A 26,577-nucleotide genomic window follows, 5' to 3' on the forward strand; every position below is an offset into this window, starting at 1 on the left:
GCTCCCTGTGGGCGCCGGGGGAGTGCGCTTCCCCCTCTGGGGCGTGGCCCCCTTCCGCGAACCCAAAACCACACCCCTGGCTCGGGTTGGGGGGTCCCCTTTCCCCCCCCCGCCCCGACGTCGTATGACCCGCGGGGGTCTGCGACGGGTCGTACGACAGGAGATCAACACAAGTGCAGCTGGTAGTCGCTCGCGTCGGCCGCGCCCACGGCATCAAGGGCGAGGTCACCGTCGAGGTACGCACCGACGAGCCGGAACTCAGGCTCGCCCCCGGCGCCGTCCTGGCCACCGACCCGGCCTCGGCCGGGCCGCTGACCATCGAGACCGGCCGCGTCCACAGCGGCCGTCTCCTGCTGCGCTTCGCGGGCGTGCGGGACCGCAACGCCGCCGAGGCGCTGCGCAACACCCTCCTGATCGCCGAGGTGGACCCCGAGGCGCTCCCCGAGGAGGAGGACGAGTACTACGACCACCAGCTGATGGACCTGGACGTGGTCACCAAGGACGGCGTCGAGGTGGGCCGGATCACCGAGATCTCCCACCTGCCCTCCCAGGACCTCTTCATCGTCGAGCGGCCCGACGGCACCGAGGTGCTGATCCCGTTCGTCGAGCAGATCGTCACCGAGATCGACCTGGCGGAGCAGCGCGCGGTCATCGACCCGCCGCCCGGCCTGATCGACGACCAGGCCGAGACCGCCTCCTCGCGGGACGCGTCCGAGGCCGACGACACCTCCGGGGCAGCCGCCGACTCCGGGGAAGAGGCGTGATGCGGCTCGACGTCGTCACGATCTTCCCCGAGTACCTGGAGCCGCTGAACGTCTCCCTCGTCGGCAAGGCACGCGCGCGCGGACAGCTCGACGTCCACGTGCACGACCTGCGCTCATGGACCTACGACCGGCACAACACCGTCGACGACACCCCCTACGGCGGCGGTCCCGGCATGGTGATGAAGACCGAACCGTGGGGCGACGCGCTGGACTCCGTCCTGGCCGACGGCTACGAGACGGGCTCCCACGCGCCGGCGCTCATCGTCCCCACGCCCAGCGGCCGCCCCTTCACCCAGGACCTCGCCGTCGAGCTGTCCGAGCGCCCGTGGCTGGTCTTCACACCGGCCCGCTACGAGGGCATCGACCGGCGCGTCGTCGACGAGTACGCCACCCGGCTGCCCGTGTACGAGGTCTCCATCGGCGACTACGTCCTCGCCGGCGGTGAGGCGGCCGTCCTCGTCGTCACCGAGGCCGTGGCGCGACTGCTGCCCGGTGTCCTCGGCAACGCCGAGTCGCACCGCGACGACTCCTTCGCACCCGGGGCCATGGCCAACCTCCTGGAGGGGCCCGTCTACACCAAGCCCCCCGAGTGGCGCGGCCAGGGCATCCCCGACGTGCTGCTCAGCGGGCACCACGGGAAGATCGCCCGCTGGCGCCGCGACGAGGCGCTGCGCCGCACCGCGGCCAACCGGCCCGACCTCATCGAACGGTGCGACCCCAGGGCCTTCGACAAGAAGGACCGCGAGATGCTCTCCATCCTGGGCTGGGCCCCGGACCCCGAGGGGGAGCCGTACGGCCGATTTTGGCGCAGGCCGCACGGCATGGAACAATAGGGCGCTGCTGTGCGCCGTCCGGCGTGCGCCCCTGCCACAGGGGGACACGACGCCCGCCCCGACCCGCACGGCTCTCATCCAGATCACCCAACTTCCGTCGATGACCTGTGGCATGGGCGAAGAAAGCAGACGCAAAATGTCTCACCTGCTCGACTCCGTCGACTCCGCGTCGCTGCGCGGCGACGTCCCGGCCTTCCGCCCGGGTGACACCGTCAACGTCCACGTCCGCGTCATCGAGGGCAACCGCTCTCGTGTGCAGCAGTTCAAGGGCGTCGTCATCCGCCGCCAGGGCGCCGGTGTCCGGGAGACCTTCACGGTCCGCAAGGTCTCGTTCTCCGTCGGCGTGGAGCGCACCTTCCCGGTGCACACCCCGATCGTCGAGAAGATCGAGGTCGTCACCCGCGGTGACGTGCGTCGCGCGAAGCTCTACTACCTGCGCGAGCTGCGCGGCAAGGCCGCGAAGATCAAGGAGAAGCGCGACCGCTGATCGCGCGCCGGTTGCCACAGGAGGGCCGGATAGCATCTGGCCCCGATGGACACCGAAGCACAGCCGACGGAGCGCGACCGCTCCTCCCGCCCCCGCGGGTCCGAGATCTCGGACCCCAGGGGGCCGGAGGGCCGGTCGCGTTTCGCGTTGGTGCCGAGGATCACCGACCTGCTCCCCGGCGGGCGCGTCACCCTGACCCTCCTGGTCTGCCTGCTGTTTTTGCTCGCCCTCAACACATTCGTGGTGCAGCCGTTCCAGATCCCCAGCGGATCCATGGAATCCGGATTGAGGATCGGGGACCGGGTTCTCGTAAATAAGTTGGCGTACCGTTTCGGTGCCGAGCCGCGGCGCGGCGACGTGGTCGTGTTCGACGGCACCGGCTATTTCGGGGACGGGGACTACGTCAAACGCGTTGTGGGTGTGGGGGGAGACCACGTGGTCTGCTGCGACGAGGAGGGGAGGGTCCGGGTGAACGGCCGGCCGGTCGACGAGTCGACCTTCCTGTACCCCGGTGACAGCCCGTCCACCGTGCCCTTCGACATCAGGGTCCCCGGCGGCACCCTCTTCGTCCTCGGCGACCACCGCAGCGACTCCAGCGACTCCCGCGACCATCTCGGCTCACCCGGCGGCGGCATGATCCCCGTCGGGGAGGTCATCGGCCGCGCCGACTGGATCGTATGGCCCACCGCGCACTGGACCCGCCTGGAGCGGCCGGCCGCCTACGCGCGCGTGCCCGCCTCGGACGGTGCGCATGGGTAACCGTGGCAGACGGCGCGGTACGGGCCTCAGCGCGACCGAGGACCTGCTGCCCACGGGGTCCAGGCGGGCCGGCGGCTCGGCCGCGAACGGCCGCTCGCGCGCCGAGCGGCGCAAGCTCCAGCGCAAGGTCAAGCGGCGCCGCAGGCGCGGCGCGGTCAAGGAGATACCGCTCCTCGTCGGCGTCGCGGTCCTCATCGCGCTCGTCCTGAAGACCTTCCTCCTCCAGGCGTTCGTCATCCCGTCCGGCTCGATGGAGCAGACGATCCGTATCGGTGACCGCGTCCTGGTCGACAAGTTCACCCCGTGGTTCGGCTCCGAGCCCAAGCGCGGGGACGTCGTCGTCTTCCACGACCCCGGCGGCTGGCTCCAGGGCGAGGAGACCACCAAGAAGCACGACCCGATCGTCGTCAAGCAGGTCAAGGAGGGTCTCACCTTCATCGGCCTGCTCCCCTCCGACAACGAGAAGGACCTCATCAAGCGGGTCGTCGGCGTCGGCGGCGACCGGGTCAAGTGCTGTGACGCGCAGGGACGGGTGACCGTCAACGGGGTCCCCCTGGAGGAGGGGGCATACCTCTATCCCGGAAACGTCCCCTCCGAATCGCAGTTCGACATCACCGTGCCGAAGGGGCGGTTGTGGGTGATGGGCGATCACCGGGGCAACTCCGCGGACTCCCGCGCGCACCAGAACACCGACTACGGCGGCACGGTCTCCCTCGACTCCGTGGTGGGCCGGGCCAAGGTCATCGCCTGGCCGCTCGGGCACTGGACCTCGCTCGACGAGCCGAAAACCTTCGCCTCCGTGTCCGACTCGGCAGCCGGGACGACCGCGGCTCCCGAACTGTCGCATAGGGTTGCCTCCGAGGATCTCAACGGAACGATCCGACTCCCGAGCCCTGCGGAACTCCCGCTCGTTATGGGAGTGGTGGGCCTGCGCCGCGTCTGGGGCAGGCAGCGGCACAGAGTGAGGAGTTGGCGTGGGGGATGTTGCGGTTGGCGCACGGTCCGGACACGACGGCGAGGAGCACCGCGGACGCCCCGCGGAGTCGGCCGCCCCGTCCGTGGACGGGGCCGTGACCTCCGGGAGTGACGCCGGAGCCACGGAGGACGGTCCGGGGACGGGCGAGGAGCCGAGGACGCAGGGACCCGGTGGCCCCGGTCCCGGCGACCGGGAGATCAGGGGGTCGGCGCAGGGGCCCAGGAAGTCCCGCTCCTTCTGGAAGGAGCTGCCGATCCTGATCGTCATCGCGCTCGTGCTCGCGCTGTTGATCAAGACCTTCCTGGTGCAGGCGTTCTCGATCCCCTCCGACTCGATGCAGAACACCCTCCAGCAGGGTGACCGCGTCCTGGTCGACAAGTTCACCCCGTGGTTCGGCTCCGAGCCGAAGCGCGGCGAGGTCGTCGTCTTCCACGACCCCGACAACTGGCTGGCCGGCGAGCCCACGGCGAACCCGAACGCCGTGCAGACCTTCCTCAGCTGGATCGGCCTCATGCCGTCCGCGGAGGAGAAGGACCTCATCAAGCGCGTCATCGGCGTCGGCGGTGACACCGTCTCGTGCAAGGGCACCGGCCCGCTGAAGGTCAACGGCAAGGTGCTCAACGAGACGTCCTATGTGTACGCGGGCAACACCCCGTGCAGCGTCGACGACCAGGGCGGCCAGTTCACGGTGAAGGTCCCCAAGGGCTCCATCTGGGTCATGGGCGACCACCGGCAGAACTCCCGCGACTCCCGCTACAACCAGGCGGACGAGCACAAGGGCATGGTCCCGGTGAAGGAGGTCGTCGGCCGCGCCATCGTCAAGGCCTGGCCGATCAACCGCTGGGGCACGCTCCCGGTTCCCGACACCTTCGACCAGAACGGGCTGGACGACCAGTCCTCGGCCTCCGCCGCCCTGACCGTGGCGCCGAACGGCATCGCCCTCGTCGGCGTGGTGCCGGTGGCGCTGTGGCGCCGCAGGAGGATCGCTCCCGACGCGACCCGCTGAGGCTCCGGCCGACCGGAGTCGGTCCTTCCGCCGTACGTCCGGGGCTCGTGGATCCCAGGTGGAGCTGTGACCCGGGCCGCGGCGGAAGGGGCTGACCGGGTCAGGTACCGCCGGGTAGGGTGCGGACCCATGGGTGGCGAGAGTGCGACGCGTACGGCCCCGCGCAGCGGCGGCACGGGCAGCGAACCGGTGGGCAGCCGGACCGGACAGCGGTTGTCCGGTCTGGCCGTGGCACTGGGTCTGGTGCTGTTCCTCGGGGGATTCGGCTGGGGAGCGGTGGCCTACCGGCCGTACACCGTGCCCACCAGTTCCATGAGTCCGACCATCGCCGCGGGCGACCGGGTACTGGCGCAGCGCGTCGACGGTTCCGAGGTGCGCCGCGGTGACGTCGTGGTCTTCACGGACAAGTCCTGGGTGAGCAACTCCGCCGTGGTCAAGCGGGTCGTCGCGGTCGGCGGCGACACCGTCGCCTGCTGCACGAACGGCAAGCTGACGATCAACGGCAAGCAGATCGAGGAACCGTATCTCCCCAAGGGGAGCCTGGCCGAGATCACGGACTTCCCCACCGTGACGGTGCCGAAGGGGCGGCTGTTCCTGCTCGGTGACGAGCGCCAGGGCTCGCTGGACTCCACGGCCCACCTGACCGACGCGGCCGGCGGCACCGTGGCCCGCAGCGCGGTCTCCGCCCGGGTCGACGCGGTCGTGTGGCCGATGAACGGCATGCTGAAGCGGCCGACCGGCTTCGAGACGCTCGGCACCCTCTCGCAGCCCGGGCCCCTCCGCGTGGTGGTGGGCCTGATCGTGGCCGGCGCGGTGCTCATCCTCGCCGGTGGCGCCTACGGCCCGATCGCCAAGCGTGCGGGCGGCGGCCGTGCCCGCACGCGGACGGAGTCGCCCGGTGCCCGCTGAGGCGCCCGGGACCGGCGGGAACGCGGACACCTTCGCGAACGCGGCCACCGGTTGGATTGCGGACACCGGCGGGAACGCGGACACCGGCCGGGTCGCGGACACCGGCGGGGATCCGGCCGCCTCCGGGGGCGGGCTGCGCAAAGTCGCCCGCCTGGTGCTGCTCGACCCGCAGGACCGCATCCTGCTGCTGCACGGCCACGAGCCGGACGATCCGGCGAACGACTGGTGGTTCACACCCGGCGGCGGCCTGGAGGGCGACGAGACCCGTGAAGAGGCCGCTCGTCGGGAACTCTCGGAGGAGACCGGCATCACCGAGGTCGAACTGGGCCCGGTGCTGTGGCGGCGAAGGTGCTCCTTCCCGTTCGCGGGGCGCCGCTGGGACCAGGACGAGTGGTACTACCTGGCCCGTACGACCCAGACGGCCACCGGGGCCACCGGCCTCACCGAGCTGGAGCGGCGCAGCCTCAGCGGAGCGCGCTGGTGGACGTGTCAGGAACTGACCCAGGCACATGAGACGGTGTATCCGACCAGACTCGCCGGGTTGCTGCGCAGGCTGCTCGACGACGGTCCCCCGGCCAGACCCGTGACCCTGGACACCGAAATCGCCTAGGGGCGGTCGGGACTGGCGCACAATGGTGGGATCGCACGGCTGAAGGGGAACATGCCATGAGCGCCGAGGACCTCGAGAAGTACGAGACCGAGATGGAGCTGAAGCTCTACCGGGAGTACCGCGATGTCGTCGGTCTGTTCAAATACGTGATCGAGACCGAGCGGCGTTTCTACCTCACCAACGACTACGAGATGCAGGTGCACTCGGTCCAGGGCGAGGTGTTCTTCGAGGTGTCGATGGCGGACGCCTGGGTGTGGGACATGTACCGGCCGGCCCGCTTCGTCAAGCAGGTGCGCGTGCTCACGTTCAAGGACGTGAACATCGAGGAGCTCAACAAGAGCGACCTGGAGCTGCCGGGCGGGTGACTCTCACCCGCGGGGGTGACGGAGTTGTCCACAACCGCTGAGTGGTCCACCAAGATCCACTTCGTGGGTGCGGATGCGTGACGGTTGGCGCCGGAGGTGGTGCCGACATGAACACGCATCAGGCACGCAGGGCACTGGGCAGGTACGGCGAGGAGCTGGCCGCGCGGCGGCTTGCCGAGGCCGGGATGACGGTGCTGCAGCGCAACTGGCGCTGCGGCCGGACCGGAGAGATCGACATCGTCGCGCGGGACGGTGACGTCCTGGTCGTCTGCGAGGTCAAGACCCGCAGGACGGGTGCCTTCGAGCACCCCATGGCCGGGGTGACACCCGACAAGGCCCAGCGGCTGCGCGGCCTCGCCGAGCGCTGGATCCAGACCCATGGAGGGGCCCCGCCGGGAGGCGTCCGCATCGACCTCGTGGGTGTCCTCCTGCCCCGGCGCGGAGCCGCCGTGGTCGAGCACGCGCGGGGGGTGGCGTGATGGGATTCGCCCGTACGTGTGCGGTGACGCTGGTCGGCGTCGAGGGTGTCGTCGTCGAGGTCCAGGCCGACCTCGAACCGGGAGTCGCCGCGTTCACGCTGGTGGGACTACCCGACAAGAGTCTGACGGAGAGCCGGGACCGGGTCCGCGCCGCCGTGGTCAACTCGGGCGGTGAGTGGCCGCAGAAGAAGCTCACCGTCGGACTCAGCCCGGCGTCGGTGCCGAAGGGCGGCAGTGGGTTCGACCTCGCGGTGGCCTGCGCGGTCCTCGGCGCCGCCGAGCGGATCGACCCCCGCGTGCTCGCGGACATCGTGATGATCGGCGAGCTCGGCCTGGACGGCCGGGTGCGTCCCGTGCGGGGCATCCTGCCGTCCGTGCTGGCCGCCGCGGAGGCCGGCTACGAACAGGTGGTCGTCCCCGAGTCCGCCTCGGCGGAGGCGTCCCTGGTGCCGGGCGTCTCCGTGCTGGGCGTGCGCAGCCTGCGCCAGCTGATCGCGGTCCTCGCCGACGAACCCGTGCCCGAGGAGGAACCCGACGACCTCGGCCGCCCCGATCCGCTCCTCGCCGGCCTGCGCCTGCCCGGCACGGGCGCCGCGACCGGCCTGCACGGCATGGGCGCCACACACCACGACCAGGGTCACGACCTGGCCGATGTCGTGGGCCAGACCTCGGCACGCACCGCGGTGGAGGTGGCGGCGGCCGGCGCTCACCACCTCTTCCTGGAAGGACCGCCGGGCGCCGGCAAGACCATGCTCGCGGAGCGGCTGCCCGCCGTCCTGCCCCGGCTCGGCCGGCAGGAGTCCCTCGAGGTCACCGCCGTCCACTCGGTGGCGGGCCTGCTCCCGGCGGGCAAACCGCTGATCGACCTCGCCCCCTACTGCGCCCCGCACCACTCGGCGACCATGCAGGCCCTGGTGGGCGGCGGCCCCGGCATCGCGCGGCCCGGAGCCGTCTCGCTGTCCCATCGCGGTGTGCTGTTCCTGGACGAGACCCCCGAGTTCAGCGGCCGGGCCCTCGACGCGCTGCGGCAGCCCCTCGAATCGGGGCACGTGGTGATCGCGCGCAGTGCGGGCGTCGTCCGCTTCCCGGCCCGGTTCCTGATGGTCCTCGCGGCCAACCCGTGTCCCTGCGGCCGCTTCTCGCTGCGGGACACCCTGTGCGAGTGCCCGCCCTCCGCGATCCGCCGCTACCAGGCCCGGCTCTCCGGCCCGCTCCTGGACCGGGTCGACCTCCGGGTCCGGGTGGACGCCGTCACACGGGAGCAGCTCGCCGCGCGCGGCGCCCACGGTGAGTCCACCGCCACCGTCGCCGACCGGGTGCGGGCCGCCCGGGAGCGGGCCGCGGCACGCCTGGCCGGCACCCCGTGGAGCGCCAACAGCGAGGTTCCGGGACGGGAGCTGCGCAGCCGCTGGCACGCGGCGGCCGGCGCCATGGACGAGGCGGAACGCAGCCTGGAGCGGGGCGTCCTGACCGCGCGGGGACTCGACCGGGTGCTGCGCGTCGCCTGGACCGTCGCGGACCTCGCCGGCCACGACCGGCCCGACGCGACCGACGTCGCCCTCGCCCTGCAACTGCGCACCGGTGTGCCACGGGGCGTGCCGATGGCCATCGGGGCGCCGACGTGAGCGCCGACACCGCTCCGGCCGGCGAACTCCTCGCCAGGGTCTTCCTCACCCGGGTCGTCGAGCCGGGCGACGAGGCCGGCGGCCGCTGGGTGCGCCGGTGCGGGCCGCAGGAGGCCGTCCGCCTCCTGCGGGCGGGGGCGCCGCGCCCCCCGGGCGTGAGCGAGCGGCGCTGGGCCGGGCTGCTGGCCCGGGCGGAACGGGCCGAGCCCGGCCGTGACCTGGAGGTCGCTCGGGAGGCCGGGGCGCGGTTCGTGTGCCCGGGCGACACCGAATGGCCGGGGCAGCTCGACGACCTGGGCGACGCACGGCCCCTGGGCCTGTGGGTGCGCGGCCGGCCGAGCCTCAGGATGTGGGCGCTGCGCTCGGTGGCGGTCGTCGGCGCCCGCGCCTGTACGGCGTACGGCGCCCACATGGCGGCCGGTCTCGCCGCCCAGCTCGCCGAACGCGGATGGGTCGTGGTGTCCGGCGGCGCCTACGGGGTCGACGGGGCCGCGCACCGGGGGGCGCTCGGCGCCGGCGGCGCCACCGTCGCCGTCGTGGCCTGCGGGGTCGACCGGCCCTACCCGCGCGGACACACCGAGTTGCTGAGCAGGATCGCGGAACAGGGTCTGGTGATCGGGGAGTTGCCGCCGGGGGAGCATCCGACTCCGAGCCGGTTCGTCCTGCGGAACCGGGTGATCGCCGCGCTCACCAGGGGAACCGTGGTGGTGGAGGCGGCCCATCGCAGCGGCTCGCTGGTCACCGCGCGGGCCGCACAACGCCTGGGACGCCACACCATGGGCGTACCCGGGCCGGCCACCAGCGCCCTGTCCGCGGGCGTGCACGAGCTGCTGCGCGGGGAGGCGGTGCTGGTCACGGATGCGGCGGAGGTCGCCGAACTGGTCGGCGACATGGGCGAGCTGGCCCCGGACCGGCGCGGACCGGTCGTGCCGCGCGACCTGCTCGCCGCCGGAGCCCGACGCGTCCTCGCCGCCCTGCCGGGCGCCCGCGCGGCGGCGGTGGACGAGATCGCGCGCGGCGCCCAGACGACGCGGGACGACGCGGTCGCCCGACTGTACGAACTCCGCTCGCTCGGTTACGTCGAACGACACGGCGACGGCTGGAAGTTGACACGCCAGGCGGTGATCTCGGTCCGCGGTGATCACAGTCGGTGCCGACCGGACGTGTTCGGCCGTCCGGGGGAACCCGGACGCCCTTGAGAAATCCCGGAGTTGGTGTCATCCGGTGATCACACACGGGGACCGCCCCGCACCGGCGAAGCGACTGCCGGACGTCGTCCGTGCGTGCGGTGTGGGTCGCTCTTCGCTCACTGCGACACCCCAGTCACGCTACGCTCACATGGATTCAGGCGCACACCGGCGATATCCCACCAGACCGACAGCTCACCCAGGTACCACCACTTCGCAGCAGAACGACGCAAGGCGACGAATGCCCCAGCACACCTCCGGGTCCGACCGGGCGGCGATCCCCGCAGCCGCCCGTGACGGTGGCAGCGTGCGGCCGCCCGCTCCCTCGACACTCGACGAGCTGTGGCGGTCGTACAAGTCGACGGGGGACGAGCGGCTGCGCGAGCAGCTGATCCTGCACTACTCGCCGCTCGTCAAGTACGTGGCCGGCCGGGTGAGCGTGGGTCTGCCGCCCAACGTCGAGCAGGCCGACTTCGTCTCCTCCGGGGTGTTCGGGCTGATCGACGCGATCGAGAAGTTCGACATCGGCCGGGAGATCAAGTTCGAGACGTACGCGATCACCCGGATCCGGGGCGCGATGATCGACGAGCTGCGGGCGCTGGACTGGATCCCGCGGTCCGTGCGGCAGAAGGCGCGCAACGTGGAGCGGGCCTACGCCACGCTGGAGGCGCGGCTGCGGCGGACCCCGAGCGAGAGCGAAGTGGCGTCCGAGATGGGCATCGCGGTGGACGAACTGCACGCCGTGTTCAGCCAGTTGTCGCTGGCGAACGTGGTGGCCCTGGAAGAGCTGCTGCACGTCGGGGGCGAGGGCGGGGACCGGCTCAGCCTGATGGACACGCTGGAGGACACCGCCGCCGACAACCCCGTGGCGGTGGCCGAGGACCGGGAGCTGCGGCGGTTCCTGGCCCGGGCGATCAACACACTGCCCGAGCGGGAGAAGACCGTGGTCACGCTGTACTACTACGAGGGCCTCACCCTCGCCGAGATCGGCAACGTACTGGGCGTGACCGAGAGCCGGGTGAGCCAGATCCACACCAAGTCGGTCCTGCAGCTGCGGGCGAAGCTGGCGAGTTTCGGTCGCTGAGGGGGCCGGGGCCGGGGGCTGGGGCCGCGTCGGGCGCCGGCACGGACCGGTCCGGCCGGAGCGCGGGCGGGGCCCGGGCTCCAGGCCCCGGGTCGGGGGAGTGGCCCCGGTCGGCGGTGGTCCGTCCGTACAGTGGACGGCGTGCCAAGGATTCGAGCGGCCTCCGTGGCCGAGCACCGGTCGATGCAGCGAGCCGCCCTGCTGGACGCGGCCCGCGCCCTGTTGTCCGAGGGCGGGACGGAGGCGCTGACCTTCCCGGCCCTCGCCGAGCGGACGGGACTCGCCCGGTCCTCGGTGTACGAGTACTTCCGGTCCCGTGCGGCTGTGGTCGAGGAGCTGTGCGAGGTCGACTTCCCGGTGTGGGCCGACGAGGTCTCGGCGGCGATGGAGCGCGCGGACTCACCCGAGGGCAGGGTCGAGGCGTATGTGCGCCGCCAGCTCGCGCTGGTCGGGGACCGGCGGCACCGGGCCGTGGTGGCGATCTCCGCGAGCGAACTCGACGCGGGCGCCCGGGACAAGATCAGGGCCGCCCACGGAGCGCTGGTGGCGCTGATCGTCGAGGCACTCGGCGAGATGGGGCACGCGGAACCGCGGCTGCCGGCGATGCTGCTCCAGGGCGTGGTCGACGCCGCCGTACGACGGATCGAGCTCGGGGCGGCCGAGGACCCCGGGACGATCACCGAGGCTGCTGTCGCCATGGCCCTGCGGGGTGTGCGGGGCTGATGTGAAAACCGGCCTGCGCCCTCAGTGCCCACGGCTGTCGTCATGGCGCTGCGGGGTGTGCGGGGCTGATGTGAAAACCGGCCTGCGCCCTCAGTGCCTACGGCTGTCGTCATGGCGCTGCGGGGTGTGCGGGGCTGATGTGAAAACCGGCCTGCGCCCTCAGTGCCTACGGCTGTCGTCATGGCCCGGGGGTGTGCGGGGCTGACGTGAAACCGGCCTGCGCCCTCAGTGCCCACGGCTGTCGCCATGGCCCTGCGGGGGGTGCGGGGCTGACGCGAAAACCGGCCTCCGCCCTCAGCGCCCATGGCTGTCCCGGCGGTCCGCCGGTCCGGCGGGCGGCGGGACGCCGAGTACCGGCAGCAGACGTGACGGGCCGGCCCGCAGCAGCCACGGGGGCAGCAAGGACAGCGGGTCGAGGTACGTACTCCCCCTGAGTAGACCCCAGTGCACGCAGGCGGCCCGGCAGTGCGAGCCCGCGGCCTGCACCGTGCCGAGTGCCTCGCCCGCGGCCACCTCCTGACCCCTGCGCACGGCCGCCAGCACCGGTTCGTAGGTCGTCCGCAGCGGTGGGGCGCCCGTGCCCGCCAGCTCCACCGAGACCACCCCCTTCCCGGCCACCCGGCCCGTGAAGGAGACCCGGCCCGCCGCCACCGCCCGTACCGGAGTTCCGGCGGGCGCCGCCAGATCCACCCCGCGGTGGCCCCGGGCGTACGCCGTCGCCGGTGGCTCCCAGCCGCGCAGGATCACCGGGCGCGTGCCCACCGGCCACCCGCGGCCGACCTGCGGGACCGGTCCGACGGGCGCCGCACGGCGGCCGGCCGGCTCCCAGGCCGGTCCGCCCGCGCCGCTCCCGTGAGCGGCCGCCGAGGTGATCAGCACCGCCGCCACCAGCAACGATCCCGGCCCCGTACCCATCCATCGCTTGGCTCGCATACGACAACCGTCCCGCACCGGCGCCCGGACCGACCGGTGTCTGTGGACTACTCCCGGGTTGTGGACAGCGGCGTCACCCGGGGGCCCGCGGGTCCCGTACACTTCTCCTGGCGATCCGGGTCACCGGGTCGACTTCGCACGCCCCGGCATCGGGTCGGTTTCCGGCCGGTGTCTGCGCCCCTCGGTCCTTCGTGGCACGGCGCATGCGGGCGTCAGGCGTGAGTGCCGTCCGGCACCCGCGGTACAACCGAGAACACCAAGGAGAACGGCCATGGCCGTCGTCACGATGCGGGAGCTGCTGGAAAGCGGCGTCCACTTCGGTCACCAGACCCGTCGCTGGAACCCGAAGATGAAGCGCTTCATCTTCACCGAGCGCAACGGCATCTACATCATCGACCTGCTCCAGTCGCTGTCGTACATCGACCGCGCCTACGAGTTCGTCAAGGAGACCGTCGCCCACGGCGGCACGGTCATGTTCGTCGGCACGAAGAAGCAGGCGCAGGAGGCCATCGCCGAGCAGGCCACCCGCGTCGGCATGCCCTACGTCAACCAGCGCTGGCTGGGCGGCATGCTCACCAACTTCTCGACCGTCTACAAGCGTCTGCAGCGCCTCAAGGAGCTCGAGCAGATCGACTTCGAGGACGTCGCCGCGTCGGGTCTGACCAAGAAGGAGCTTCTCGTGCTCTCGCGCGAGAAGGCCAAGCTGGAGAAGACCCTCGGTGGTATCCGCGAGATGTCCAAGGTGCCCAGCGCCGTCTGGATCGTGGACACCAAGAAGGAGCACATCGCGGTCGGTGAGGCCCGGAAGCTCAACATCCCGGTCGTCGCCATCCTCGACACCAACTGCGACCCCGACGAGGTCGACTACAAGATCCCGGGCAACGACGACGCGATCCGCTCCGTCACCCTGCTCACCCGTGTGATCGCCGATGCGGTCGCCGAGGGTCTGATCTCCCGCTCCGGTGTCGCCACCGAGGGCAAGGGCGACAAGGCCGCGGGCGAGCCGCTGGCCGCCTGGGAGCGCGACCTGCTCGAGGGTGAGAAGAAGGCCGACGAGGCCGAGGCCCCCGCCGCCGAGGCTGCTGCCGAGGCACCTGCCGAGGCCCCTGCTGAGGCCGACGCCGAGGCTCCCGCCGAGACCGCCGCTGAGGCTCCCGCCGAGACCGAGGCGCCGGCCGAGGCCGCTGCCGAGGCTCCCGCCGCGGACGCCGAGCAGGCCTGACACCTCACCGCTTCAGGTCAGTGAACGGCGGGGGCCGCGAAGCCCCCGCCGTTCGGCCCGTAGATCTTCAGACTTCGAGAGAGATTCCAGGAATCATGGCGAACTACACCGCCGCCGACGTCAAGAAGCTCCGTGAGCTCACCGGCGCCGGCATGATGGACTGCAAGAAGGCGCTCGACGAGGCCGAGGGCGTCGTCGAGAAGGCCGTCGAGGCGCTCCGTATCAAGGGCCAGAAGGGTGTCGCCAAGCGCGAGGGCCGCTCCGCCGAGAACGGCGCCGTGGTCTCCATCATCGCTGACGACAACACCTCCGGCGTCCTGGTCGAGCTGAAGTGCGAGACGGACTTCGTCGCCAAGGGCGAGAAGTTCCAGGCCGTCGCCAACGCGATCGCCGAGCACGTCGCCAAGACCTCCCCGGCCGACCTCGAGGCGCTGCTCGCGTCCGAGATCGAGGCCGGCAAGACCGTGCAGGCGTTCGTCGACGAGGCCAACGCCAACCTGGGCGAGAAGATCGTCCTGGACCGCTTCGCGCAGTACACCGACGGCTACGTGACGGCGTACATGCACCGCACGATGCCCGACCTGCCGCCGCAGATCGGTGTCCTCGTCGAGCTGGACAAGCCGAACGCCGACGTCGCCCGGGGCATCGCCCAGCACATCGCCGCCTTCGCGCCGAAGTACCTCTCCAAGGAGGACGTGCCGGCCGACGTCGTCGAGTCCGAGCGTCGCATCGCCGAGGAGACCACCCGCGCCGAGGGCAAGCCCGAGGCCGCCCTGCCGAAGATCGTCGAGGGTCGCCTCAACGGCTTCTTCAAGGACGCCACGCTGCTCGGCCAGCCGTACGCGCTCGACAACAAGAAGTCCGTCCAGAAGGTCCTGGACGAGGCGGGTGTCACCCTGAAGCGCTTCACGCGCATCAAGGTCGGCATCTGAGTCCGTACCGCGATCGGCGCGCGATCCCCGGCGGAAGCCCGCTAGGGTCGACAGCAGTCGTCCGGGTACGCCGTCGCACAGGCGCGTGCGGCGGACGACAGCAGATCTGACGAGGAGGCCATTGCCGCGCATGGGATGCGAACACCCCACCGGCAATGGCCTTCTTCGTATGTGCACCATGAGGAGAACGCCATGACCACCAAGGCCCAGAAGAGCGACGACGGCAAAGTACACGGCCGGTTTCTGCTGAAGCTGTCCGGAGAGGCCTTCTCCGGTGGCGGGGGCCTGGGCGTGGACCCCGACGTGGTGCACAAGATCGCCCGTGAGATCGCGGCCGTCGTGCGGGACGGCGCGGAGATCGCGGTCGTCATCGGCGGCGGCAACTTCTTCCGCGGTGCCGAACTCCAGCAGCGCGGCATGGACCGGGCCCGCTCCGACTACATGGGCATGCTCGGCACGGTGATGAACTGCCTCGCCCTGCAGGACTTCCTGGAGAAGGAGGGCATCGACAGCCGGGTGCAGACCGCCATCACCATGGGCCAGGTCGCCGAGCCGTACATCCCGCTGCGCGCCGTGCGTCACCTGGAGAAGGGCCGCGTGGTCATCTTCGGCGCCGGCATGGGCATGCCCTACTTCTCCACCGACACCACCGCCGCCCAGCGCGCCCTGGAGATCGACGCCGAGGCCCTGCTCATGGGCAAGAACGGCGTGGACGGGGTCTACGACTCCGACCCGAAGACCAACCCCGAGGCCGTCAAGTTCGACTCGCTCAGCTACGGCGAGGTCATCACCCGCGACCTCAAGGTCGCCGACATGACCGCCATCACGCTGTGCCGTGACAACAAGCTGTCGATCCTGGTCTTCGAGCTTCTGGCGGAGGGCAATATCGCACGCGCCGTCAAGGGTGAGAAGATCGGCACGCTTGTGGGTGACCAGGGCAGCCGGGACTGACCGGTGCACCACCCCGTCCGCCGTACGACACCTGTCCGTGGCGCAACACCAGGACGGCGGACGGACCCTGACCGGGGGATGGACAATGTCCTGACGGTCGGGAACCGTGCAGGAACAAGACGCGACGCAGCCGGCCGCCGCCCCGTGGCGGAACCGCAGCCGGGCCTACTCAAGACACGCAGGAGCAAGTGGTGATCGAAGAGACCCTCCTCGAGGCCGAGGAGAAGATGGAGAAGGCCGTCGTGGTCGCCAAGGAGGACTTCGCCGCGATCCGCACCGGCCGTGCGCACCCGGCGATGTTCAACAAGATCGTGGCCGACTACTACGGTGCGCCGACGCCGATCAACCAGCTGGCTTCGTTCTCGGTGCCGGAGCCGCGCATGGCGGTCGTGACCCCGTTCGACAAGAGCGCGCTGCGCAACATCGAACAGGCGATCCGCGACTCGGACCTGGGCGTCAACCCGAGCAACGACGGCAACATCATCCGGGTGGTGTTCCCCGAGCTCACGGAGGAGCGCCGCCGCGACTACATCAAGGTCGCCAAGAGCAAGGGCGAGGACGCCAAGGTGTCCATCCGCGCCGTCCGCCGCAAGGCCAAGGACGCCATCGACAAGCTGGTCAAGGACGGCGAGGTCGGCGAGGACGAGGGCCGCCGTGCGGAGAAGGAGCTCGACGACACCACCGCGAAGTACGTCGCCCAGGTGGACGAGCTGCTCAAGCACAAGGAAGCGGAGCTGCTCGAGGTCTGATGAACGACTCTTCCTGGGGAGCGCCGCCACAAGCCGGGTACTGGGGGCCGTCCGACCAGGGGCCTGCCCAGGGGGCTGCCCCGGCGGGTCCCGCGTACGATGCGCATGACGCGCAGCACACTCGCCCCATGCCCATCGTGCCCGACGTACCCGCGAGTGGCGGGAACCAGGATGACGATCGGGGGGCCGCTCGGCTGAGCGGCCCCTTGTTCCGCGACGAACCGCCGCAGCCGCGGCCGTACGACCCACAGCGGACTCCGTCGTACGACCCGCCGCAGGCCCACTCAGACGGGCCCTACGACACGCCGCAGGCGCAGCCCTACGGGGCGGTGCCGCAGAATCCGGAGCCCATGCCCGACGCCTCGCAGCCGGCGCCCGCGCCGCAGAAGAAGAGCGCGGGCCGGGACCTGGGCGCGGCCATAGGCGTCGGGGTCGGACTCGGCGCGGTGATCGTCGCGTCCCTGTTCGTGGTCAAGGCCGTGTTCGTCGGTGTGGTCGCGGTCGCCGTCGTGGTGGGACTCTGGGAGCTCACCAGTCGGCTGGAGGAGCGCAAGGGCATCAAGGCGCCCCTCGTCCCGCTCGCGGTCGGCGGCGCGGCGATGGTCGTCGCCGGTTACGTCCGCGGTGCCGAGGGCGCCTGGGTGGCGATGGCGCTCACCGCGCTGGCCGTCCTGGTGTGGCGGATGACGGAGCCGCCGGAGGGCTACCTCAAGGACGTCACGGCGGGCGTTTTCGCGGCCTTCTACGTCCCCTTCCTCGCCACCTTCGTCGCGATGATGCTGACGGCCGACGACGGCGCGTGGCGCGTACTGACGTTCCTGCTGCTCACGGTGGTCAGCGACACCGGCGCCTACGCCGTCGGCTGGCGCTTCGGCAAGCACAGGCTGGCCCCGCGCATCAGCCCCGGCAAGACCCGCGAGGGCCTGGTCGGCGCGGTCACGTTCGCGATGGTGGCGGGCGCGCTGTGCATGCAGTTCCTCATCGACGACGGCGTCTGGTGGCAGGGCCTGGTGCTGGGCCTGGCGGTCGCGGCCAGCGCCACGCTCGGAGACCTCGGCGAGTCGATGATCAAGCGGGACCTGGGCATCAAGGACATGGGCACGCTGCTGCCGGGGCACGGCGGCATCATGGACCGCCTGGACTCCCTGCTGCCCACGGCGCCGGTGGTGTGGCTGCTGCTGGTGCTGTTCGTCGGCTCCGGCTGAGGATCCCGCCGACCGGTCCGCGTACGCGCGTCGGAGCCCCCGCCCTCGTTCCTCGAGGGCGGGGGCTCCCGCGTCTCGCCAGCGTGCGCCCGCACGCTCGCACGGCACGGCACGGCACGGCACCGGTACCGGTCCCACCCGTCATGATCCGCAGACGTCCCTGAGCTCGTCGGCCGCGGCGTCGACCTCGCCGGAGTCGGGCTTCTCGCCGTTCAGGACGGCCTTGTCGTAGTCCGAGACCGCCCGGTCGAGGTCCTTGAGGGCCCGGTCGACCTTGCCGCTTCGCGCGTCGTCGTTCCCGGCGTGGATCCTGTCGAGGTTCTTCTCGATGGTGGCGATGGACTCGTCGGTCCTCGACGGATCGCTCGCCGCGTCCAGCCCGGCCTCGTGCAGGGCCTTGAGACCGTCGGCGATCGTGCGGTGGTCGCCTGCGCAGTCCTGTGACCTGTCGGCGTCCTCGCAACCGGTTGTCAGCCCGACGATCAGTCCTGCGGCGGCCACCGCGGTGGCGAGGCTGGCGATACGGCGTCGGTGTTTCGCGGCCATGGGAGGTTCCCTTTCTCAGGGGCGGATGGGGCGGATGGGGCGGCACATGGATCGGCATCGGGTCGGCACCTGGGTCGGTGGACGGCCCTTGCCGGGGGAAGCGCCCGGCGTCTCCGACGATCCCGCCCCGCAGCCGCCACCACGAGGGACCGGCCTCCCGGACCGACGGTGGAGCGGGCTGAACCACCGCCTCGCGACCCGCGCGTGCCGCCACCCCGCCGGACGGGCGACCCCCGCACCCGCGAGGCGTGGTGACGGTGCGGGGAACCCGATCGCGGCCATCGGCGAAGTACCGGTGTGAGCCCGAGAAGCAAAGCGTTCGAACCGGTGAAAGGAGGCCCCGATGACCGTCGAATCCGGCGTCAGGCTGGGGCAGGACAGTGACGCCTCGATGGTCGAACGGTCGTGGGACGAGCCCGAGGTGTTCGCCGTGCTCTTCGACCGCCACGCCGTCGCCGTCCACCGCTACGCGGCGCGCCGGCTGGGTGCGGAAGCGGGCGAGGACGTCATGGCGGAGACGTTCACCACCGCGTTCCAGCAGCGGTTCCGGTACAACACGGAGCTCGCCGACGCCCGCCCCTGGCTGTTCGGCATCGCCACCAACCTCATAGGCCGCCACCGGCGCGCCGAGGCCCGGCGGCTCAGGGCGCTCGGACGGCTGCCGTCGGCCGCCCCCGGCGCCCAGGCCGAGGAGACGGTCGCGGACCGGGTGGCGGCGCGGGTCAGCGCCCACGCGGTACGCAGTGAACTCGCCGGTGCGCTGGCCCGGTTGCCCGCCAGGCACCGGGACGTGCTGCTGCTGGTCGCCTGGGCCGACCTCGGCTACGAGGAGGTCGCGCGGGCCCTCGGCGTGCCGGTGGGGACGGTCCGGTCACGGCTGCACCGGGCTCGCAGACATGTTCGTGAGGCCCTGGGTGGATCCGATCCGACCGCTCTTCGAGAGGAACCCGACGATGTCCGGCCCGACCGCTCTCCGTGAGGAACCCGACGATGTCCGATCCGACCGCTCTCCGAGAGGAAACCGACGATGAATGAGATCGAGCTGCTGAGGGAGTGGGACGCGGACGTTCCTCCGCTCGCGGACTCCGTCCGTGTCCGCACACGCGCCCGCCTCCACCAGGTGATGCTGGCGCCCGCCGCCCCGGCGGTCGTTGCCCGCCGTCCGCTGCTGCGGATCGCGGTGGCCTGCGCCGCCGCGGCGGCGGTCACCGCGACCGTGGTGGTCGCCGGGGACACGGGGACCTCGCCGCACGTCCGGACGGTCGGCGCGGCCACCGTGCTGCACGGGGCGGCGGCCGAGGAACGCAGGCTGGAGAAGCCGCTCGCGCCGCGTGACGACCAGTTCGTCTACACGAAGGAGGTCATCAAGGAGACCCCGGCCGGGGGCGGCTCGAGCAGGACGTACGTCGACGAGAGCTGGAGTTCGGTCGACGGCTCCCGGAAGTCCTACGTCAGCGAACTGGGCCGCACCCAGTGGGTCCCGGCGGACCGGCCGGGGCAGGGCAGCTGGCCGCCCAGAAGGTGGTCGGAGCTGAAGCGGCTGCCCACCGACCCGGACAGGCTGACGGTCACCCTGCGCGACATGGGCGGAACACCGGACTTCGGCCGGCCGACGAGGGCCGACGAGTGGCCGATGATCCATGTCTTCCTCTCCGGCCTGCTCCGCACCCCGGTGCTGCCGGGGGGACTGCGCCCCGCGGCGTTCGAGGCACTGGCCACCGTCCCGGGGATCAGGGTGCTGCCGGGCCGGACGGACGCCGGCGGCCGGGCGGGCATCGGCGTCCAGTACGTCGGCAAGCCCGGCACGCCCTGGGCGGACGGCGGACCGGTCCTGGTCTTCGACGCGAGGACGTACCGGTACCTCGGCATGCATGACCGGCGCACAGCGGGGAGCAGGACGTACGACCAGTGGTCGTACGTGGCCGCCGACGGGGTGGTCGACCGGGTGCGGCAACGCCCCTGAGCAGGCGCCCGCACCGCGCGGCGCCCGGCATCACACCGGGCGCCGCGCGTCCGCGCGGCGGAGGGCGTCGCGCGGATCGCGGCGCGGGGCCGCCTCCGCGTCGTCTTCGGGCCGTCTTCGGGCCGTCTTCGGGCGGTCCTCGGGCGGTCCTCAGGCCGTCCTCGGGCCGTCTCCGGGTCGTCTCCCGGTCGGCGCGACGACCCGGATGACCAGCGGCGATCACCCCCGTCCGCCGGGGCCCCGGGGCACCCCGTTCGATCTGCGACACTGGAAGGGTTATGCCGAAGCCCGGAGAACTCACTTTCGTCGCCCCCCGCGGAGCCCAGAAGCCGCCGCGGCATCTCGCCGATCTCACGCCCGCCGAGCGACGGGAAGCCGTCGCCGCGATCGGGGAGAAGCCGTTTCGCGCCAAGCAGCTGTCGCAGCACTACTTCGCGCGGTACGCGCACGACCCGGAGCAGTGGACCGACATCCCGGCCGGTTCGCGCGGCAGGCTGCGGGAGGCGTTGCTGCCGGAGCTGATGTCGGTCGTGCGGCATCTGTCGACCGACCAGGACACCACCCGCAAGACGCTGTGGAAGCTGTTCGACGGAACCCTCGTCGAGTCGGTGCTCATGCGCTACCCGGACCGGGTCACCATGTGCATCAGCTCCCAGGCGGGCTGCGGGATGAACTGCCCGTTCTGCGCGACGGGGCAGGCGGGCCTCGACCGGAACCTGTCCACCGCCGAGATCGTGCACCAGATCGTGGACGGCATGCGGGCCCTGCGGGAGGGCGAGATCCCCGGCGGTCCCGCACGGCTGTCCAACATCGTGTTCATGGGCATGGGCGAGCCCCTCGCCAACTACAACAGGGTGGTCGGCTCGATCCGGCGGCTCACCGACCCCGAGCCCGACGGGCTGGGGCTGTCCCAGCGCGGGATCACCGTCTCGACGGTCGGGCTCGTCCCGGCGATCCACCGTTTCGCCGACGAGGGCTTCAAGTGCCGGCTCGCGATCTCGCTGCACGCGCCGGACGACGAGCTGCGTGACACCCTCGTCCCCGTGAACACGCGGTGGAAGGTGCGCGAGGTGCTGGACGCCGGATGGGAGTACGCCGCCAGGTCGGGGCGCCGGCTGTCCATCGAGTACGCGCTGATCCGGGACATCAACGACCAGGCGTGGCGCGGTGACCGGCTCGGCCGGCTGCTCAAGGGCAAGCCGGTGCACGTCAACCTGATCCCGCTGAACCCCACACCGGGGTCCAAGTGGACCGCTTCGCGGCCCGAGGACGAGAAGGCGTTCGTCGAGTCGATCGCCGCGCACGGTGTACCGGTGACCGTCCGGGACACCCGTGGTCAGGAGATCGACGGGGCGTGTGGTCAGCTCGCCGCGACCGAGCGGTAGTCTGATCGGGTCAGGACAACTTCATACTCGTCTTCATATTCCGACAGGGGAGCGCCACAGCGCTGAGAGTGCGGGACAGACCGCAGACCCTCTGAACCTCGCCCAGGTCATTCTGGGTAGGAAGTTCGGTCATCACTCAAGCTGTTGCGCCCTGCCCGCGACCGTCCGCCGGTCCGGGCGGGGCCGCGTCTCTTCCTGGTCAGCCAGGAGGAATCAGTGAGCACCACCAGGAAGTTCACGGCCGCGGCCGTCGGGCTGGGCCTCGTCGCGCTGCCCGCGCTCACCGCGTGCGGGTCCTCGTCCGGCTCGGACGGCAGCGGCTCGGGCTCCGGTTCCCGGACCGTGACGCTGGTCAGCCACGACTCGTGGGCCGTCTCCAAGAGCGTCCTCGCGGACTTCGAGAAGCGGTCCGGCTACACGGTGCGCGTCCTCAAGGACGGCGACGCCGGGCAGGCCGTCAACAAGGCCATCCTCACCAAGGACAACCCGCAGGGCGACGTCTTCTTCGGCGTCGACAACACACTGCTGTCGCGGGCGCTCGACAACGGTCTGTTCCAGCCGTACGAGGCGAAGGGCGCCGGCCTGGTCAAGGCGGAGTACCGCGTCGACGGGGACAGGCACCGGGTCACGCCGATCGACACCGGCGACATCTGCGTCAACTACGACAAGGGCTGGTTCAGCGCGCACAAGCTGACCCCGCCCGCCTCCTTCGCCGACCTGGTCGAGCCGGCGTACAAAAACCTCCTCGTCACCGAGAACGCCGCCACCTCCTCACCGGGCCTGGGCTTCCTGCTCGGTACCGCCGCCTCCTACGGCGACGGCGGCTGGGAGGGGTACTGGAAGAAGCTGAAGGCCAACGGCGTCAAGGTCGTCGACGGCTGGGAGCAGGCCTACAACGAGGAGTTCTCCGGCTCGGCCGGCGGAAAGAAGGCCAAGGCCGACCGGCCGCTGGTCGTCTCCTACGCCTCCTCGCCGCCCGCCGAGGTCATCTACGCCGACCCCCGGCCCGCCACCGCGCCGACCGGGGTCGCGACCGGCACCTGCTTCCGCCAGACGGAGTACGCGGGGCTGCTGGGCAACGCGGGCAACACCAAGGGCGGCAAGGCGCTCCTCGACTTCCTGCTCACCGAGGAGTTCCAGGAGGACATGCCGCTCAACATGTTCGTCTACCCCGTGCGGGAGGGCGCCCGGGTGCCGGCGGAGTTCACGAAGTACGGTCCGCAGGCCGCGCACCCCGAGACCATGGACCCGGCCGCGATCGCCGGCCACCGCGACCAGTGGGTCAAGTCGTGGACCTCACTCGTACTGAAGTAGCCAGGGCCGCCGGCACCCGGCGCGGGAGCGCGGCCCGGCTCGGCCTCATGGTCGTACCGGTCGCGTTCTTCGCGGTCTTCTTCGCCTACCCCGTCGCCGCGATCCTCGCGCGCGGCCTGCACGTCGGCGGTGTGTGGCGGCTCGGCCGCGTCGCGGACGTCCTGACGCAGCCCGACATTCGGCACGTCCTGTGGTTCACCACCTGGCAGGCGCTCGCCTCCACCGCGCTGACCCTGCTGGTCGCGCTGCCGGGCGCGTATGTCCTCGCCCGCCTCGACTTCCCCGGCAAGCAGGTCCTGCGGGCCGTGGTGACCGTGCCGTTCGTGCTGCCCACGGTCGTCGTCGGTACGGCGTTCCTGGCGCTCGTCGGACGCGGCGGGCTGCTGGACGAGCTGTGGGGCGTACGGCTGGACACCACCGTGTGGGCGATCCTGCTCGCGCACGTCTTCTTCAACTACGCGGTCGTCGTACGGACGGTCGGCGGGCTGTGGGCGCAACTCGACCCGCGGCAGGAGGAGGCGGCGCGGATGCTCGGCGCCTCGCCGGCGGCGGCCTGGCGGCGGGTGACCCTGCCGGCGCTCGGGCCCGCCGTGGCCGCCGCCGCGCTCATGGTCTTCCTGTTCACCTTCACGTCCTTCGGCGTGGTGCAGATCCTCGGCGGGCCCACCTTCTCGACGCTGGAGGTGGAGATCTACCGGCAGACCTCGGAGATCTTCGACCTGTCCACGGCCGCCGTGCTGACGCTGATCCAGTTCGCGGCGGTGGGCGCCGTCCTCGCCCTGCACGCCTGGAGCGTACGGCGCAGGGAGACGGCCCTGCGGCTGGTGGACGCCTCCCTGACCGCGCGCCGGCCGCGCGGCGCCGGGCAGTGGGCGCTGCTCGCCGGTGTCCTGGGGTCCGTCGCCGTCCTGCTGGTGCTGCCGCCGGCCGTGCTGGTGCGGCGCTCCCTCGACGCGCCGGACTTCGGCTACTACCGGGCGCTGACGAGCGACGACGGCGGGCTCTTCCTCGTCGCGCCCATCGAGGCGGTCGGCAACTCGCTGGAGTACGCCGCCGCCGCCACCGGGATCGCCGTGCTGGTCGGCGCGCTCGCCGCCGTCGCCCTGACCCGGCGGGACGCGGGCCGGCTCGTCCGCGGGTTCGACGCGCTGCTGATGCTGCCGCTCGGGGTGTCCGCGGTGACCGTCGGCTTCGGCTTCCTGATCGCGCTCGACGAACCCCCGCTGGACCTGCGGTCGTCGTGGATCCTGGTGCCGCTCGCGCAGGCGCTGGTCGGGGTCCCCTTCGTCGTACGGACCATGCTGCCCGTGCTGCGGGCCGTGGACGGGCGGCTGCGGGAGGCGGCGGCGGTGCTCGGGGCGTCGCCGTGGCGGGTGTGGCGCGAGGTCGATCTGCCGATGGTGCGGCGGGCGCTGCTGATCGCCGCCGGGTTCGCGTTCGCGGTGTCGCTCGGGGAGTTCGGGGCGACCGTGTTCATCGCGCGGCCCGACAACCCGACGCTGCCGGTCGCCGTGGCGCGACTGCTGGGCCGGGCCGGCGAACTCAACTACGGCCAGGCGATGGCCCTTTCGACGATTCTGATGGTGGTGTGCGCGGTGGCGCTGCTGGTGCTGGAGCGGCTGCGGACCGACCGGACGGGGGAGTTCTGATGCTGCTGGGCCTGGAGGACGCGACCGTGCGGTTCGGCGGGCGGGCCGTGCTGGACGCCGTCGGCCTGGGCGTCGCCGAGCACGAGGTCGTGTGCGTGCTCGGGCCCAGCGGCAGCGGGAAGTCGACGCTGCTGCGGGCGGTGGCGGGACTGCAACCCCTGGACTCCGGCCGGGTGTTGCTCGACGGGCGCGACCAGACGGGCGTGCCGGCGCACCGGCGGGGTGTCGGCCTGATGTTCCAGGACCACCAGTTGTTCCCGCAGCGGGACGTGGCCGGCAACGTCGCCTTCGGGCTGCGCGTGCGCCGGGCACCGAAGGGCGAACAGCTGGCGCGCGTGGAGGAGTTGCTGGACCTGGTCGGGCTGCCGGGCGCCGGCCGCCGGGCCGTCGCCTCCCTGTCCGGCGGGGAACAGCAGCGCGTGGCGCTGGCCCGCGCTCTCGCGCCCCGGCCTCGGCTGCTGATGCTGGACGAGCCGCTCGGGCAGCTCGACCGCTCGCTGCGGGAGCGCCTGGTGGTCGAACTGCGCGAACTCTTCGCCGTGTTGGGCACGACCGTGCTGGCGGTGACGCACGACCAGGGCGAGGCGTTCGCGCTCGCCGACCGGGTCGTGGTGATGCGCGACGGCCGGATCGCCCAGTCCGGGACGCCTCTCGACGTGTGGCAGCGCCCGGCCGACGAGTTCGTGGCCCGCTTCCTCGGCTTCGACAACGTGGTCGAGGGGACGGTGGCCGGCGAGGTGGCCGGCACCCCCTGGGGCAAGCTGCCGGTCCCGGCGGACGCGCCGCAGGGCCCCCGCACCCTGCTGGTGCGCCCCGCGGGCGTACGGCTGGTACCCCCCGGCGAGGGCCTGCCCTGCACGGTGACCGCCCGCACGTTCAAGGGCACCCACGTCGCCGTCCGCCTGCGCCCCGAGGACGCGCCGCCCCTGGAGGCGGCGTGCCCCCTGCGCACGGCACCGGAGGTCGGCGACCCGGTCGGGGCGCAGTTCGACCCGGCGGAGATCGTCGTCCTCGGCTGACGACCGCACGGGCCCGGCAGCCGAACGGCCCGCCCCCGGTGCGGGGGCGGGCCGTTGCGCTGGTGCGGCCTGGGTCAGCGGGAGGTGCCGCGGCGGCGGAGGCCGAAGAAGACCGCGCCGCCGCCGAGGGCGACGAGGGCGATCGCGATGCCGGCGATCAGGCCGGTGTTGGAGTTCGCACCGGTCTCGGCGAGGTGGGAGTCACCGGCCGCGGGCGACGGGGCGTTGCTGGAGGTGTCGGCGGGGGCGGTGCTCCCGCCTTCCGACGCCGACGGGGTCGGCGACTTCGACTCCCCGGCCGGGGTCGAGGCGGACTCCGACGGCGACGGCGTGCCCGTCGGGGTGGGAGTCGGGGTGCCGGTGTCCTCCGCCTCGCAGGCGGTGGAGGGGGTGGTCAGGTTCGGACTGATGTCCTTGTCGACCTGCTTGCCGGCCAGGACGTGGACGCGGTAGACCGCGTCCGGCTTCCAGTTCTCGGTGAAGGTGATGGTGACACCCTCACGCGAGCCCTTGATCTCCTGCTCGCCCACCTTCTTCACGTCGCCGCCGTTGTTCTCGAGGAACACGGTGACGGTGGCGGGGGTGCCGGAGGCGTCCTTGTCGGTGACGGTGATGACACCGTTGGCGCCGTCGCAGGTGGCTTCGGCGGAGAACTCACTGATGTTGCAGGCGAGCGCCTGTCCGGCGACACCGAGCGCGAGCGCGGCCGAGGCGGAGGCGACACCGAGGATGCGCACGGAACGACGTGCGGTGCGACGAGTTATGGACACGTTTGCCCTTCACGGGATGCGCAACTGAGGGGGGTCTCAGGGGGAGATGACGCGAGCTTGAGGTGAGGCGTCACCACCCCCAGCAGTCTCACAGGTCTATAAGCGTTCCATAAGCAATGTCAATGAATATGC

General features: G+C 71.8%; 28 protein-coding genes. 25 read left to right on the plus strand and 3 right to left on the minus strand.

Translation table 11 applies throughout. The annotated features are described in order from the left end of the window. The first annotated feature begins 173 nt into the window (after nt 1-173). From rimM to AC07AZ_RS31155, 14 genes are all read left to right on the plus strand, one after another. Nucleotides 174-764, plus strand: a complete 591-nt coding sequence (gene rimM / locus AC07AZ_RS31090; protein ID WP_478853623.1) for a ribosome maturation factor RimM — start codon at nt 174-176, stop codon at nt 762-764. Beyond that, a complete protein-coding gene (trmD, locus tag AC07AZ_RS31095) occupies nt 764-1,597 on the plus strand; it encodes a tRNA (guanosine(37)-N1)-methyltransferase TrmD (RefSeq protein ID WP_478853625.1) in 834 nt (277 codons plus the stop codon). The genes rimM and trmD overlap by 1 nt, the downstream gene beginning before the upstream one ends. 136 nt (nt 1,598-1,733) lie before the next feature. Then, entirely contained in the window at nt 1,734-2,084 is a 351-nt protein-coding gene (gene rplS, locus AC07AZ_RS31100) for a 50S ribosomal protein L19 (RefSeq protein ID WP_478853627.1), read from the plus strand. Between the two features lie 45 nt (nt 2,085-2,129). Next, complete coding sequence (gene lepB / locus AC07AZ_RS31105; protein WP_478853629.1) at nt 2,130-2,843, plus strand: signal peptidase I; 714 nt, start codon at nt 2,130-2,132, stop codon at nt 2,841-2,843. Further along, nucleotides 2,836-3,930 carry a signal peptidase I gene (gene lepB / locus AC07AZ_RS31110; RefSeq protein ID WP_478853631.1) on the plus strand — a complete coding sequence of 365 codons (1,095 nt, stop codon included), beginning with the start codon at nt 2,836-2,838 and terminating at the stop codon, nt 3,928-3,930. The genes lepB (AC07AZ_RS31105) and lepB (AC07AZ_RS31110) overlap by 8 nt, the downstream gene beginning before the upstream one ends. Further along, nucleotides 3,818-4,825, plus strand: a complete 1,008-nt coding sequence (gene lepB, locus AC07AZ_RS31115) for a signal peptidase I (protein WP_478853633.1) — start codon at nt 3,818-3,820, stop codon at nt 4,823-4,825. Before lepB (AC07AZ_RS31110) ends, lepB (AC07AZ_RS31115) begins: the two co-directional genes overlap by 113 nt. Before the next feature lie 129 nt (nt 4,826-4,954). Continuing rightward, on the plus strand, nt 4,955-5,734 hold the full coding sequence (gene lepB, locus AC07AZ_RS31120; RefSeq protein ID WP_478853635.1) for a signal peptidase I: 780 nt from the start codon (nt 4,955-4,957) through the stop codon (nt 5,732-5,734). Nucleotides 5,735-5,867: 133 nt separating this feature from the next. Continuing rightward, entirely contained in the window at nt 5,868-6,344 is a 477-nt protein-coding gene (locus tag AC07AZ_RS31125; RefSeq protein WP_478853793.1) for an NUDIX hydrolase, read from the plus strand. Between the two features lie 56 nt (nt 6,345-6,400). Beyond that, a complete protein-coding gene (locus tag AC07AZ_RS31130) occupies nt 6,401-6,709 on the plus strand; it encodes a DUF2469 domain-containing protein (RefSeq protein ID WP_003965949.1) in 309 nt (102 codons plus the stop codon). Nucleotides 6,710-6,786: 77 nt separating this feature from the next. After that, the gene (locus AC07AZ_RS31135) at nt 6,787-7,188 is read left to right on the plus strand and encodes a YraN family protein (RefSeq protein ID WP_478853637.1); all 402 of its coding nucleotides are present in this window, start codon (nt 6,787-6,789) and stop codon (nt 7,186-7,188) included. After that, nucleotides 7,188-8,813 (plus strand): YifB family Mg chelatase-like AAA ATPase, encoded by a 1,626-nt coding sequence (locus AC07AZ_RS31140; protein WP_478853639.1) that lies wholly within the window; start codon nt 7,188-7,190, stop codon nt 8,811-8,813. The genes AC07AZ_RS31135 and AC07AZ_RS31140 overlap by 1 nt, the downstream gene beginning before the upstream one ends. After that, nucleotides 8,810-10,012, plus strand: a complete 1,203-nt coding sequence (gene dprA / locus AC07AZ_RS31145) for a DNA-processing protein DprA (protein WP_478853641.1) — start codon at nt 8,810-8,812, stop codon at nt 10,010-10,012. Before AC07AZ_RS31140 ends, dprA begins: the two co-directional genes overlap by 4 nt. Before the next feature lie 229 nt (nt 10,013-10,241). Beyond that, nucleotides 10,242-11,084 (plus strand): RNA polymerase sigma factor WhiG, encoded by an 843-nt coding sequence (gene whiG / locus AC07AZ_RS31150; protein WP_478853643.1) that lies wholly within the window; start codon nt 10,242-10,244, stop codon nt 11,082-11,084. Nucleotides 11,085-11,249: 165 nt separating this feature from the next. Continuing rightward, nucleotides 11,250-11,807: a TetR/AcrR family transcriptional regulator gene (locus AC07AZ_RS31155; protein ID WP_478853795.1), complete on the plus strand. Its 558-nt coding sequence runs from the start codon at nt 11,250-11,252 to the stop codon at nt 11,805-11,807. A gap of 294 nt (nt 11,808-12,101) precedes the next feature. Here AC07AZ_RS31155 and AC07AZ_RS31160 read toward each other — a convergent pair whose 3' ends face one another. After that, on the minus strand, nt 12,102-12,740 hold the full coding sequence (locus tag AC07AZ_RS31160; protein ID WP_478853645.1) for a peptidoglycan DD-metalloendopeptidase family protein: 639 nt from the start codon (nt 12,738-12,740) through the stop codon (nt 12,102-12,104). A 271-nt stretch (nt 12,741-13,011) separates the two neighbouring features. On the opposite strand from AC07AZ_RS31160, the gene rpsB reads away from it, so the two are divergent. The 5 genes from rpsB (at nt 13,012) to AC07AZ_RS31185 (ending at nt 17,799) form a co-directional block, all read left to right on the plus strand. Next, on the plus strand, nt 13,012-13,962 hold the full coding sequence (gene rpsB / locus AC07AZ_RS31165) for a 30S ribosomal protein S2 (RefSeq protein WP_478853647.1): 951 nt from the start codon (nt 13,012-13,014) through the stop codon (nt 13,960-13,962). 95 nt (nt 13,963-14,057) lie between these two features. After that, a complete protein-coding gene (tsf, locus tag AC07AZ_RS31170) occupies nt 14,058-14,894 on the plus strand; it encodes a translation elongation factor Ts (protein ID WP_478853649.1) in 837 nt (278 codons plus the stop codon). Between the two features lie 192 nt (nt 14,895-15,086). Next, nucleotides 15,087-15,845 (plus strand): UMP kinase, encoded by a 759-nt coding sequence (gene pyrH, locus AC07AZ_RS31175; RefSeq protein ID WP_371668902.1) that lies wholly within the window; start codon nt 15,087-15,089, stop codon nt 15,843-15,845. 191 nt (nt 15,846-16,036) lie between these two features. After that, entirely contained in the window at nt 16,037-16,594 is a 558-nt protein-coding gene (frr, locus tag AC07AZ_RS31180) for a ribosome recycling factor (protein ID WP_073499094.1), read from the plus strand. Then, entirely contained in the window at nt 16,594-17,799 is a 1,206-nt protein-coding gene (locus AC07AZ_RS31185; RefSeq protein ID WP_478853652.1) for a phosphatidate cytidylyltransferase, read from the plus strand. The genes frr and AC07AZ_RS31185 overlap by 1 nt, the downstream gene beginning before the upstream one ends. 141 nt (nt 17,800-17,940) lie before the next feature. Here AC07AZ_RS31185 and AC07AZ_RS31190 read toward each other — a convergent pair whose 3' ends face one another. Next, entirely contained in the window at nt 17,941-18,345 is a 405-nt protein-coding gene (locus AC07AZ_RS31190) for a hypothetical protein (RefSeq protein WP_478853654.1), read from the minus strand. Between the two features lie 343 nt (nt 18,346-18,688). Between AC07AZ_RS31190 and AC07AZ_RS31195 the strand changes: the two genes are divergently transcribed. The 6 genes from AC07AZ_RS31195 (at nt 18,689) to AC07AZ_RS31220 (ending at nt 25,675) form a co-directional block, all read left to right on the plus strand. Beyond that, nucleotides 18,689-19,324: an RNA polymerase sigma factor gene (locus tag AC07AZ_RS31195; protein WP_478853656.1), complete on the plus strand. Its 636-nt coding sequence runs from the start codon at nt 18,689-18,691 to the stop codon at nt 19,322-19,324. A 48-nt stretch (nt 19,325-19,372) separates the two neighbouring features. Continuing rightward, nucleotides 19,373-20,308 (plus strand): CU044_5270 family protein, encoded by a 936-nt coding sequence (locus AC07AZ_RS31200; RefSeq protein WP_478853658.1) that lies wholly within the window; start codon nt 19,373-19,375, stop codon nt 20,306-20,308. Nucleotides 20,309-20,586: 278 nt separating this feature from the next. Further along, entirely contained in the window at nt 20,587-21,693 is a 1,107-nt protein-coding gene (rlmN, locus tag AC07AZ_RS31205) for a dual-specificity RNA methyltransferase RlmN (protein WP_478853660.1), read from the plus strand. A gap of 216 nt (nt 21,694-21,909) precedes the next feature. After that, the gene (locus AC07AZ_RS31210; RefSeq protein ID WP_478853662.1) at nt 21,910-23,007 is read left to right on the plus strand and encodes a thiamine ABC transporter substrate-binding protein; all 1,098 of its coding nucleotides are present in this window, start codon (nt 21,910-21,912) and stop codon (nt 23,005-23,007) included. Between the two features lie 47 nt (nt 23,008-23,054). Further along, a complete protein-coding gene (locus AC07AZ_RS31215) occupies nt 23,055-24,656 on the plus strand; it encodes an ABC transporter permease (protein ID WP_478853797.1) in 1,602 nt (533 codons plus the stop codon). Further along, complete coding sequence (locus AC07AZ_RS31220; RefSeq protein WP_478853664.1) at nt 24,656-25,675, plus strand: ABC transporter ATP-binding protein; 1,020 nt, start codon at nt 24,656-24,658, stop codon at nt 25,673-25,675. Before AC07AZ_RS31215 ends, AC07AZ_RS31220 begins: the two co-directional genes overlap by 1 nt. Before the next feature lie 74 nt (nt 25,676-25,749). On the opposite strand, the gene AC07AZ_RS31225 is transcribed toward AC07AZ_RS31220, so the two are convergent. Continuing rightward, complete coding sequence (locus AC07AZ_RS31225; RefSeq protein WP_478853666.1) at nt 25,750-26,445, minus strand: LAETG motif-containing sortase-dependent surface protein; 696 nt, start codon at nt 26,443-26,445, stop codon at nt 25,750-25,752. Nucleotides 26,446-26,577: the final 132 nt, after the last annotated feature.

The organism is Streptomyces sp. NPDC043878 (assembly GCF_056435735.1).